Genomic DNA, 12,081 nt, shown 5'->3' with positions numbered 1-12,081 from the left:
TTTTGAAGAAAGGCTCAGATTATAAAATCTAAGCCCTGACTTTTTAACTTACACACTTTGTGGGAGAGTGTCTTAAAACTTTAATCTTAAATTGTCATATAAATTTTGGTAATGATAGAGAAATTTTGTGATAAGAAAGAAATATCAATCAATAGCAATTCTTTATTGTTAATTTTTCTGTGTATCGGGTAGTTTGTAGGCTTTTATTGCTTTGTTACAATTTACAGCCAGAGTCTTTTTGTTATCTTTGTAAGGATAAAAATATGCTTTTATATGGGTGATGAAATTATCTATCATAAAGATTACCTGGATTGGACAGCTTTTATAGCCAATAAAATAAAGTTTACCCAAACCCAGGCAGCTTTAAAGGTCAATGCAGAATTATTGACCCTGTATTGGGAAATCGGAAATTCTATCATTGAAAAGCAAAAACAAAATGGTTGGGGGAGTAAAATTATTGACCTTCTAGCATCAGATTTGGCTAAGAATTTTCCTGAAAGTAAAGGGTTTTCTGTTAGAAATCTCAAATATATGCGTGCTTTTGCAGAAGCATATCCGGAATTTCCAATAGTGCAAGTGGCACTTGCACAATCTGGTGGTGAACTTGTGCAAGTGCCACTTGCACAAATTACATGGTATCATCATATCAGTCTATTAACCAAAGTGAAGAATACAGCAGAAAGAGCTTTTTATATCATAGAAACCGTCAAAAATGAATGGAGCCGAAATGTGATGCTGCTACAAATTCAGAGTAATTTATATGGAAGAATAGGGAAGGCAATCCATAATTTTGAACAAACTCTACCAGAATATCAATCCGATCTAGCAAATAGTATTTTTAAGGATCCCTATCATTTTGATTTCTTAATGCTTTCTGAAAAAGTAAAAGAACTTGAAATAGAAAAGCTTCTGACCCATAAAATTACTGACTTTTTATTGGAGCTGGGAAAAGGTTTTGCCTTTGTAGGCAGACAGTATCCGGTTGAAGTTGATGATACGGACTACAAAATAGATTTACTTTTTTATCATACGGTATTACATGCGTATGTTGTTATTGAGCTCAAGGCAGGAGAGTTTTTACCCGAATATATCTCGAAGCTTAATTTTTACATCAGTGCCATAGATGATAAGCTTAAAACCCCAACCGATGAACCTACGATCGGATTATTACTTTGTGCATCAAAAAGCAATATAAAAGTAGAATATGCAATGCGGGGTATGGATAAACCACTAGGGGTTGCCACCTACCAATTGGAACAATTGGTAAAAGAAAATATTGAGCAGCTTGACAAAAACAATGACGAAGAACAATAAAAGGTCAAAAAACTTCTCATAGCTTTTACACATCGTTTTGTGAGATTAATTTTTATCAAAATCCAAAGTCCCATCCCCAGTTAATCTATCTATTTTCTCCCCAGGTTCCTATTTCTACTCCTTTTTCATACTCAAAAATAAAGATCAGAAATAAGATAATTATTGCTATTATTACGAAAATATAAAGCTTATTTTTTTTCATCTTTTTTGAGGTTACCTTATTTTTGGTAATCTAATAGTAAACTTACACACAATTCTTTCGATTCCGTATTTTCTCTATGCTAAATCACATCAGTGACAACCAAATAATCTTCCGGTTCTTTAAGTTCTTCATGGGGGAAGAAATCTGTCGTAAATAATTTTTCTCCGATTCTTGGAATAAATGGGTAATTCCAATTTACGGGTTTTCTAAAATAATCAATACATAGAAGTACAATCATAGATTTAATTTTTACTGGGTTTGGGATTTTCCAAAAGTTTTGAAGTTTAGGCTGGTTTCGTACTACAATGTTTCAAATTTTTACACCAGCCCATCGACGTAAACCTAGTACCGGCACTGCCCGGAAATACCGTAGACTTTGTTTTGAAATTCAATAAAAGCGAAAATGGAGGTGTTTTCTTTAATTCTTACCTGGCAACGCTGAAAAATGAAAAAGATGAAAGTTTTTCCCACAATTTTTATGTGAGCAAAGAAAACACCTTTACTGCTAAAGAGGCTGTTAATCTTCTGGAAGGGCGTTCTGTGAAAATAGAATTTCACAATCCGAAAACAGACCAGGTGGAACCTGCCTTTGTCAAGCTTGATTTTAAAGAGCCTAAAACAGAAAAAGGAAATTATAATTTCCAGAATTTTTATAAAAACTATGGTATTGATACCGCTGAAATTGTAGAAAAGTCCAATCTGGTCTTTGATAAGCCTGAATATAAGGAGAATACGATAAAATCTTTGGAAAAAGGCAATGTGGTTAAGGTGAAGTTTGAATTGGACGACGGGGTTATAGAAGGAGAAGCGGTTCTTAATCCCCAGTACAAAAATCTGAACCTGTATGATCAGGATATGAACAGGATCAATACCAACAAGCCTTTGCAGGGTTTGGAGGATGAGAGAGAACATGATAAAGCCAATGTAAGAGAGCAAAGCATCAAACGATAAAATTTTCTACCTATTATCTGAAAGCGGTAAGTCTGATGATGATTTGCCGCTTTTTTAAAATCTATCCATATGAAAATACACTTAATACTGCCATACCTGCTTTTTCTTTTCACTATCAGTTCCTGTCACAAAGAAATCAAATCCGAGAAAGGTGGAATTGATTTGATTTCCAATGTCTATTTTGATGCGTCCAAGGGACTGGACAACATGCAGAGTTTTCATGTCTCGAAAATAAATTATTCTCACGATCAGCTTATAGAATATGTTCCGGACCTTTCATTTCCTGAAATTAACAGACAGGTGTATTATATCAGGGATTCACTCTGTTATCCTATTAACCTGATGGAACGTAATCTCATCTTTTCTGATCTTTCCAGGAAACAGCAGCCTTTATTGGTTTGGAAAAAGAAAGGGGGAGCTGTGTTTTCAAAAGAATGGATTCCCAACTACAGGAACAGAAGAAACCTGCCAGACACGGTTTTATTCCATAAGAAATACAAGCGATTTGAAATTAATTCTCCCTGGACGTATACAAGATTCTATATGTATCCGACAGATACCATTTTACCTTATTCACTGTACAGACATGCAGAAAAAGACTATCATGGACGGTTGGAACGTATTGATTCCTATAATAAAAAGGATGACGTTTTTGTAACGCTTCAATTACTGCCCAGAAAAAACTGGGATGATACTGCGAAAGAAATATTTGAATTTAATCATTTTGTAAAAAAACGGGAAAGTGAATGAAAATCAGCTAGCATATAACATCGATGATATTTCCGTAATAGAAGGGAATAAAAATGAACTGATTGTTTTTAACAGCAGTAAGGACAGGGATTCGTTTCTGGAACTGTTGAAATTAAATAATCAGAATAATAGCAGAACCCTTGTTGCCCTTCATTCCGGTGCAAATACCAAAAAGTTTATTAACAGGTATCAGAACTATGAGGGGAAAATATTCCTTTGCCTGGATGGAGATCGGATAGGAAATATGATGACCCTGAAAATCCTTAATGAATTAAACGGGAAAAATATAAAGGACATCCGTCCCTTATATGGAATCTCAGAAAACGGTAATCAAAGCCTAAGTGAGTATTTAGAAAACAAACTAGATCTTCAAAATAAAAATACTATTTTAGTCGAACCAAAAAATTCAGAAGATGCAAACCTTAATAATAAACGAAACGGAATTCCCAACACTCAGCACGTGGGATCCGAACTTTCTGAACGAAATTCTGGAAAGCCTCTCCAAAGAAGCCAATCCGGGCAAAACGGAAATCACCCGGGAGGACAAGCTATGGGCAGCAACCATGCTGGAAATGGATTTGAAGGGACAAAGTGGAGCGATTTGGGAGAAGGAACAAGAAGCAGATCCACTGACGGAGCACAACCGCAGAATGATGAAGAAAATGAAGGAAGAAAACATTCCGTGGGCAGAATCGTATCCGGGAGAGCTTTATCCGATAGATCAGGATTAGATTTATCCCATAAAAATAATGAGGATGTAGATATTCTCATTTCAAAATATAGAGGTCAGAAGCTGACTAATGAGCAAGTTGCGGAAGTGGTTTCCGCAGCTTGCTTTGTTTCGGGGAATCACAAAATTTCTCTAAAGGCAAATTTTATTCTGACAGATGAGCTGAAAGATATTTGTAGTCAGTTCAAAAGCGGTGGTACAGCCAAGGAAGGTAGGGGGATTTTAGATGAATACTACACCGATTCAAGGATTGTAGACGCTGTCCGCAATTTAATCAAAGACCGGTTTAAAAACCATCAGGAAATTTCAGTATTGGAACCCAGCATAGGAACAGGAAACTTTATCTATGCTGCAAAAGACCTAGGGGTAAAAACCAATATTACGGCTTTTGAAATCAACGACACCACAGCAAAAATTGCAAAAATCCTTCATCCCGAAGCTGATATCCATCTTCGTTCCTTTGAAACTGAATTTATTGATGAGAAAGGTGACAAAAAAGAATTTTCCGAAAAATATGATCTGGTTATTGGTAACCCACCTTACGGAGATCATCGGGGATTGTACAAAGGTTTGGGCGAAGAGCCGAAAATATCAAAATATGAAGATTATTTTGTAAAACGCTCTTTAGATTCCTTAAAGCCCGGTGGGATTCTGGCAATGGTGCTTCCGTCGGGTTGGCTCAACCGTCAAAACCAATTGAAAAATGCCGAATTGATGGAGGGATACCGTTTGCCCAGCGGTGCTTTTGCCGGAACCTCTATTGGTACGGATATTATTATTATTAATAAAGATCCTCAGAAGATTTCCACAGATATTTCCTACTATTTTGAAAATAATCCTGAGAAAATTCTGGGTGAAACCCGGCAGAAAACCAATCGGTTTGGACGTCAGGAAAACTATGTTCACGGAAATTTAGAGGAAGCTTTATTAAAAATTGAACAGCTGAGAGGCAAAAAAGAAACCGAAAGAATCGGGAATCTTTTTGAAGATGTATTCCTGGAAGCTGAAGAGGAACCTAAAATCACTTTACAAAATAAGGTTTCGGAGGTTCAACCGGAAAAAATTACAGATTCTGAGCCTGGTGAGATAGATCTTACTGAAGTTCAGGAAAAGGTTGAACAAGTACTTTCATCGCTTGAGGCTGTAAAATTCAAATCTCCGGCAGTTGCAAAGGAGATTGAGAAGTACTCGAAAATACAATCTCTTATAGCCAACACGCCCAAGCAGTTCGATCAAAGCCTAATTGATAAAATCCTCCAAAAAGCGGAGAAAATTATTCAGTCTCAAAATGAAAAAACTACAGAGTATAGAATTCAGACCAAACCGGAGCTTAAAAAAGGAGTTCTAAAGTATCAATTCCTCAAATCCGATGATATTGTAAATACATCACTTCAAAACAGCTCTGAGCTTTCAAAGGAACAGGTCGAAGCTTTCAGGGAGACCTCATATGACGGAACTTTACATAATCGAGGAAAGCACTATCAATTTGCCAACTATATAGACGGAAAATGGGTACATGATTTTTACTATGCCGAAGGGAATATTTGTGCAAAGTTGGAACAATTAGAAAGAGACTTTGCAGATAAATATGCTATTGGGGAACGGAAAATCAATACGAAAAGCAAAAATTCTTATTAGAAAGCGTTTTACCCAAGCCTAAATCCCTTGATGAAATTTATATCAGCCCTAACCATGAATTCATTCATCAGTTTAATTTAGGGACTATTGAAAGGTTACGATACAATTCAAGTACAAAAAGTACAGAGCCTGTTACGGAAAATTATACACTTGCAGAAAAATTTAAGGATTTTGTAAGCAGTTTGCCCAGTGATGCCTTTGCGGGCTCATCGTCATGGGAAGTTAGAGGCTTTGTGGATAATGAAACCGTTACGGGAAGTGATAAAGAAAGAAATGCTCTTGTTCGTGAGAGGAGAAAAGCTGCTGCTAACGATTTGTTTTATAAATTTCTGAGAGAAGAATTATCGGATGAATTAAGACAACGTTTCGTAAAAGACTTTAACAGAAACTATAATAATATCCATGTTCCTGATTATTCCAAATTCCCTCTTTTTTCTAAAATTCATCTTAATTTCAAAGGAAGAGAATTAAAACTAACCGAGGTTCAGAAAGCAGGAATCGGAAGACAAACCACGAAAGGAGTTGGATTATTAGCTCACGAGGTTGGTTTTGGGAAAACTTTATCCGGAATCTTATCTATGCACGAAGCTATGGAGCGTGGAAATGCAAAAAGACCTTTAATTGTTGTTCCGAACGAAAGTATTCTCAAACAATGGGTGGAAACAATTTTTGAAACCATTCCTCATGCGAAAGTGAATATACTGGGAAATCTCGGTAAAGATTATGATCTCTCAAAGTTTGATAATAAGGACGGAGAGATTACCATCGTTACCTATGAAGGCTTTAGTAACATTGGTTTTTCTGAAAATATTACTCAGGAGCTGGCTTCCCGATTTTCTTACATTTCAGAAAGTGAACTAAAAAGTGTTAATTCCATTAGCGAAAGGGATTTTCAGAAAGAACTGGAGAAAGGAAAAGAACTGGAGAAAGGAAAAGAACTGGAGGGAAAAATGAAGCGTGGTAAAATCTATGATTGGGAAGATTTTGGCTTTGACCATCTTACTTATGATGAAGTCCATAATGCCAATCATATTGTAGGAAAGGTTAGAGTAGAAGACCGGAGATTTGCATCGGATTTCAGGAGCCAGAACCAGCAGACTTCCAAATTGGGAATCAATACATGGATGGCAGCACAATACATTCAGGACAAAAATGATGGCAGGAATGTTACACTGCTTTCTGCTACCCCTTTCACTAATAAGCCTTTGGAGTATTATTCCATTTTATCCCTGATTGCTAATAAACGCTTGGAGGAATCTGGTTACTTCAATGTCAATACATTTTTTGAAACCTTTATGGAGGCGGATAATGATATGGAAATAGATGCCAAAGGTGATGTGAAATTCAAAGCTAATGTCCGGAGGTTTAAGAATAATTCTCTGTTTCAGCAATTGTTATCGGAATTTATTGATATTAAAGGAGAAGAAGACAATCCAGAACTGAAGCGTCCCAACAAAATCAACAAAGAATATAAAATTGAGCAAAATGACCTGACGAAAGAGCAATATGATTTACTTAATGAAAGCTTTAGTGAAACAGAGAAAGGAGCCATCCTTACTCATATCCTTAATGCTCGGTTGATTGCCATTTCTCCGTATTTATCACCTTATTATGATGAAGACGAACCTTCTGTACAGGAATTTATAGAGAATTCTCCGAAGCTAAGGCAGACGATGCAGCTGATCCGGCTGAATAAAAAAGACATTCCGGATTCAGGACAAATTATTTATTCAGAATTAGCCGTTGCAAAATTTCCAAAGCTGAAAGAATATCTTGTACAGGAAATTGGCTATAAACCTGATGAAATTGGAGTGATTACCGGAGCAACCAGTAAACCGGGTAGGCTAAAGATTCAGGATGATTTTAATTCTGGAAAAATAAAAGTAATTATTGGCAGCGAAGCCATTCAGGAAGGCATGAACCTTCAGGAAAATACAACCGATCTGTATCTCCTTTCTTTACCCTATAATTTCACTTCTCTACGGCAGGTGGAAGGACGAATATGGAGACAAGGGAACAGGAATGAAAATATCCGTGTCAATTTTATGCTGACCAATGACAGCATTGATGTCTTTATGCTTCAAAAATTGCAGGCTAAGCAGGCAAGATATTTAGAAGCATTGAAAAAAGGAGCGGATGTATTGGATGTTTCGGATATCAGTACTCAGGAACTCAAGACATCAATTATTACCAATCCAGAAACAAGGGCTAATATTGAGATTGAACTGATGAAAAAACGGATAGAAAGTGAGAAAAACAAACACCTTGCGGATAGTGCCTTTGTATTAAGGAAATATGAGGATTTCATCAAAGTTCAGGAGGGAGTGACCAAAGCAGAGTATAGTTATAACAGGATTTTAGGGTACTCCAAAGAGGAAGGAGAGGACTCAGAGTATTGGAGAAACCAGCTTCCATCTTACCAAAAAACGATAGAGTTAGCAAAAGAAGAAGTTCAAAAAGCAATCCGGAATTTAGCTGAAAAAGGGGTGAATGTTACAGAAATTGAGAAGCAAACCAAGGCTACAGAGGATAAAATTTCAGAACTGGATCAAAAACTGGAAGAGCTTCCGGAGATAAAAGGTAATTTAATTTCTCAATATAAGATGGAAAAAGAAGAACAGCTGAAAACTAATAAGGATAAAGATCATATAAGAGATAGAGCTAATGAGAATAAAACCCTTTATAGTCCATTACTTATAGTGAATTTTGCAAATATTGTGGATGTTAAAAAGTCCTTAGACATAAGTTTGGATCAAGAAAAAAAAATTAATTTGGATAATGTGCCGACTATTATTAGAAAAAGGTAGATGGAAGAAAAAGAGAGATAAATTAACAACGATATCTAAAAAGGCTAATGCTACTAAATTATGAAAACAATAATAATCTTAATCTTATAAGTTTATTGAATGATATGCATTTTAATGTAATCTATGGAATTAAAATTTGTATTTTTACAGTAGTATTTTGAGAAAATCAATGATCCTAAAAATCTTATAGAATTTTGGTATTACTAAATGATGTAATTTATAGAAAATAGCATATAACTATATGGAAATAAATATAAAAATTAATAATGAGGAAGATATTTTATTAAGAATAGATATTGAAAAAGTAGATGAAAATGATGGAAGTGTCACATTTAGGTTGTTTTCTATTGTTGATGGAGAAATAATTTTAAAATTGAGATTAAAAGACGACGAATTAATAATCTTAGAAAAAAAGATTGAATTTGAAGAGAATCTTGAAGAATTAAAAGAAGTTCTTGAAGAGTTTTTAGTCCAATTAAATCCCTCTAAGCAGTTCACAACTGAAGATACAGAAAATGATGAAGATGACAGTACACCATATGATCCTGATAAAATTAGAGTAGATACTAAGACCTTTTCATTACGTCAAATTTACGATATGATCACATTCGGTGATATTAATCTTACCCCTGATTTTCAAAGAAACCTCGTTTGGGACAATCAAAGAAAATCGAGATTAATCGAATCTATTCTAATGAGAATTCCATTACCTATGTTTTATTTTGCACAAGATGATGAAGGTAGGATTTCTGTTGTTGATGGGTTACAAAGATTAAGTACTATAAAACAGTTTATGGATAATGAGTTTCATTTACGTAAATTAGAGTATTTGGGTGATAAGTGTAATGGAAAGATTTACACTCATGATAATCCTGAAAAAGCTATTGATGCAAAATATTATAGATGGTTTAATATGACACAGATTACGGTTAATGTAATTGATCCATCTTCACCATTTAAATTAAAGTATGATATTTTTCGTAGAATCAATACTGGAGGACAGCCATTGAATGCACAAGAAATTAGAAACTGTCTATCCAGTGACGAATTACGAACTACATTACGAAAGATGGTCAATCTACAAAGCTTTAAAGAGGCAACTGGTTATAGTATTAAAGATGTGCGTATGGAGGCACAAGAACTTGCTCTGCGTTTTATTTTATTTCATAGAAAGTTTGAAATGGATCCGGCATTAAATAATTATAATGGAAGTATAGAATCCGAGCTTAATACATTGACTGAAATATTAAGTAAGGATAAAAAATTTACTTATTCGCATTATATCAATTTATTTGATACTGCAATGCAAAATGCTCATCATTTATTTGGTAGATATTCTTTTAGAAAATGCAAAATTGATCATATAAGTGAGGGGGCGTACCGTCAATTAATTAATAAGGCTTTATTTGTTAGTTGGGCAGTTTTGTTAAGTAGTATTGATACCAACAAATTAAAAAAACAAGTAGACTTTGAATCACTTGCGTTACCATTAGCGGAAAAAGTTACTAATGACCAGCAACTTTTTATGTATCTTTCTTACAGCACTAATGCAAAAGCCAATATTCAAGCAGCATTTAAAGCGGCAGATGAATTAATTTTAACGATCTTACCGTAATGGACTATTTAAAAATCAATCAATTCAAGTGTTTTGTTGATACAGACATTAGTATAAATCAACTGACTATAATGGCAGGTGCTAACGGAAATGGTAAAAGTACTTCCATTCAAGCATTACTTTATTTTCGTCGAACAATTGAGCATTGTGGAGAATGGATAAATGGAAAATATGTTCTCAATAAAGTTAATGGTATGGATGTACCTCTTAACGGAGTGTATTGTCTAGCACTTGGTAATAGTAGTTTTGTACTTAATAGAAATGCTTCAAATAATGAAATTGTCTTAGGATTATTCAATGAGGAAGAGGAAATTTCTGTAACCTATGATGTTGATAATCGTGATTCAAAATTATATTTAACTCCAAAACCACCTGCAAAGACAGAAACAGTTAATTTTCCTATATTTAAGCAGGAATTTTATTATTTAAATGCAGAAAGGATTGGCCCTAGGATTAACCAATCTATGCAGTTTTTTGATTATCCGAATGCTGGTTGGCAAGGAGAAACAACAGCACAACTTTTAGGACTTGAAAATGGCTATTTTAAAGTTGAGGATGAAAGGAGATTTGGCGATACCCAATCAAATTATCTACAAGATCAAGTCAATTTTTGGTTAGATTTCATTATGAAAGGAGTGAAAATTAGGGTTGAAAATAGTCCTAATACTTTAACGGCCCAGATTTTAATTGAAAATCAATTTACAATTTCCGATCCAACTCTTTCAACTAATTTGGGGTTTGGAATTAGTTACATTCTTCCTATTTTGGCGACAGGGTTAACAGCAAAGAAGGGTACTTATTTTATTGTTGAAAATCCTGAAGCCCATTTACATCCTTCTGCACAATCTAAAATAGGGCGATTTTTAGCAATGGTAGCAACTGCTGGTATAAATGTTATTATAGAAACACATAGTGATCATTTGATTAATGGAATTCAAATAGCTGTCGCAGAAGAAAGGATTAACCATGAAGAAATTACTATCAATTTCTTTAATTGTGAAGATAATGCTATTCAGCCAGATGTACAGCCCATTATGATAACATCAAAAGGGGAACTTTCTGATTGGCCAAAAGGTTTTTTTGATCAAACACAAATTGATTACGCTAAACTATTTAATCTTAGAAAAAAAGATGAATAATTTTTTTTTATTTAAAGATGCCCTAAATGTAGCAACAATAGAGGATTTTGAAAAAGGAATTAAAGCTTTAAATGATGTTGTGACAAATAAAGATAAAAGTAATGATACCTTTATCCGTTATGAAGGCTTTTGGTGTCAGACCTGTTCTTTAGGTAATTTTTACGATATTCCAAGGCAATTAAACAAAGAATATATTAATCTAAGTTACAAATTATTTGATTCATTTGTCTCAATTCCTTTTGATATAGCAAATGAAACAGAATTTGATACGCTTTATACAAATGACTGTAATGGCTTTAAAGGTTTTGATTTTAGCACAACAAATATTTTAGCTAATCGACAAATTATTGATCTTGAAAGTTTTAGTGATTTTAAGAATAACTGTATTAGTCAAATTGCTTTTGACACGATTCAAACATTTTGGGATAATAGAGAAATATTATTTCCTAATTTAGTTTTTTGTGATAGAGTTTGGAATCAAATATCACATCTATCAATTTCTGATGATAGATTTACATTAATTAGTCAGAAGTTAAAGAGATTGGATTCATTTACTAGTTTATGGAAAACGGGAGTTTTTGATTATAAAAATTTAGGCTTAGATAATTCACCCGATACGCCCACAAGAGTTAAAAATACACAAGCACTTAGAACATTTGATTGTCCTGGAATTGGGAAGAAAGTTTTTAGCTTACACATAAAATGGAGTTTTGGCAGAGAGTTTTTTAGATTATATTATCATCCCCATGATGAAAATTGTAAAGTTTATATTGGATATATTGGACCGAAGGATGATATTGGGTTTTAAGCAAAAAGTAATATGTAATATTATAGACCTGTTTGAACTTAAGTACCTGGAACGACACTCTCCCACAAAGTGTGTAAGTTAAAAAGTCAGGGCTTAGATTTTATAATCTGAGCCTTTCTTCAAAAAT

Annotated in this window: 9 protein-coding genes; 8 read left to right on the top strand and 1 reads right to left on the bottom strand. The window is 34.2% G+C overall.

Annotation, left to right across the window (positions count from 1 at the left end):
- Positions 1-273: 273 nt before the first annotated feature.
- On the top strand, positions 274-1,314 hold the full coding sequence (locus tag MKJ01_RS18325) for a YhcG family protein (RefSeq protein WP_241615689.1): 1,041 nt from the start codon (positions 274-276) through the stop codon (positions 1,312-1,314).
- Positions 1,315-1,595: 281 nt separating this feature from the next.
- On the opposite strand, the gene MKJ01_RS18320 is transcribed toward MKJ01_RS18325, so the two are convergent.
- Positions 1,596-1,754 carry a hypothetical protein gene (locus tag MKJ01_RS18320; protein ID WP_241615691.1) on the bottom strand — a complete coding sequence of 53 codons (159 nt, stop codon included), beginning with the start codon at positions 1,752-1,754 and terminating at the stop codon, positions 1,596-1,598.
- A 143-nt stretch (positions 1,755-1,897) separates the two neighbouring features.
- Here MKJ01_RS18320 and MKJ01_RS18315 point away from each other — a divergent pair, with 143 nt between their 5' ends.
- The 7 genes from MKJ01_RS18315 to MKJ01_RS18285 all read left to right on the top strand — a co-directional run bounded on the left by MKJ01_RS18315 (position 1,898) and on the right by MKJ01_RS18285 (position 11,954).
- Entirely contained in the window at positions 1,898-2,467 is a 570-nt protein-coding gene (locus MKJ01_RS18315) for a hypothetical protein (protein WP_241615692.1), read from the top strand.
- A gap of 69 nt (positions 2,468-2,536) precedes the next feature.
- Complete coding sequence (locus tag MKJ01_RS18310; protein WP_241615693.1) at positions 2,537-3,217, top strand: hypothetical protein; 681 nt, start codon at positions 2,537-2,539, stop codon at positions 3,215-3,217.
- Positions 3,210-5,585: an N-6 DNA methylase gene (locus MKJ01_RS18305; RefSeq protein ID WP_241615695.1), complete on the top strand. Its 2,376-nt coding sequence runs from the start codon at positions 3,210-3,212 to the stop codon at positions 5,583-5,585. Before MKJ01_RS18310 ends, MKJ01_RS18305 begins: the two co-directional genes overlap by 8 nt.
- A gap of 182 nt (positions 5,586-5,767) precedes the next feature.
- The gene (locus MKJ01_RS18300; RefSeq protein ID WP_241615696.1) at positions 5,768-8,392 is read left to right on the top strand and encodes an SNF2-related protein; all 2,625 of its coding nucleotides are present in this window, start codon (positions 5,768-5,770) and stop codon (positions 8,390-8,392) included.
- 241 nt (positions 8,393-8,633) lie between these two features.
- Positions 8,634-10,007, top strand: a complete 1,374-nt coding sequence (locus MKJ01_RS18295; protein ID WP_241615697.1) for a DUF262 domain-containing protein — start codon at positions 8,634-8,636, stop codon at positions 10,005-10,007.
- A complete protein-coding gene (locus MKJ01_RS18290) occupies positions 10,007-11,146 on the top strand; it encodes a DUF3696 domain-containing protein (protein ID WP_241615699.1) in 1,140 nt (379 codons plus the stop codon). Before MKJ01_RS18295 ends, MKJ01_RS18290 begins: the two co-directional genes overlap by 1 nt.
- Entirely contained in the window at positions 11,139-11,954 is an 816-nt protein-coding gene (locus MKJ01_RS18285; protein WP_241615701.1) for a hypothetical protein, read from the top strand. Before MKJ01_RS18290 ends, MKJ01_RS18285 begins: the two co-directional genes overlap by 8 nt.
- Positions 11,955-12,081 lie beyond the last annotated feature (127 nt).

The sequence above is a fragment of the Chryseobacterium sp. SSA4.19 genome (assembly GCF_022601875.1).
Lineage (GTDB): Bacteria > Bacteroidota > Bacteroidia > Flavobacteriales > Weeksellaceae > Chryseobacterium.
This window is presented reverse-complemented; position numbering and strand designations above follow the sequence as displayed.

Coding starts and splice junctions, on each gene's coding strand:
- MKJ01_RS18325 (WP_241615689.1), top strand. CDS start 274: ATGGGTGATGAAATTATCTATCATAAAGATTACCTGGATTGGACAGCT.
- MKJ01_RS18320 (WP_241615691.1), bottom strand. CDS start 1,754: ATGATTGTACTTCTATGTATTGATTATTTTAGAAAACCCGTAAATTGG.
- MKJ01_RS18285 (WP_241615701.1), top strand. CDS start 11,139: ATGAATAATTTTTTTTTATTTAAAGATGCCCTAAATGTAGCAACAATA.
- MKJ01_RS18310 (WP_241615693.1), top strand. CDS start 2,537: ATGAAAATACACTTAATACTGCCATACCTGCTTTTTCTTTTCACTATC.
- MKJ01_RS18295 (WP_241615697.1), top strand. CDS start 8,634: ATGGAAATAAATATAAAAATTAATAATGAGGAAGATATTTTATTAAGA.
- MKJ01_RS18290 (WP_241615699.1), top strand. CDS start 10,007: ATGGACTATTTAAAAATCAATCAATTCAAGTGTTTTGTTGATACAGAC.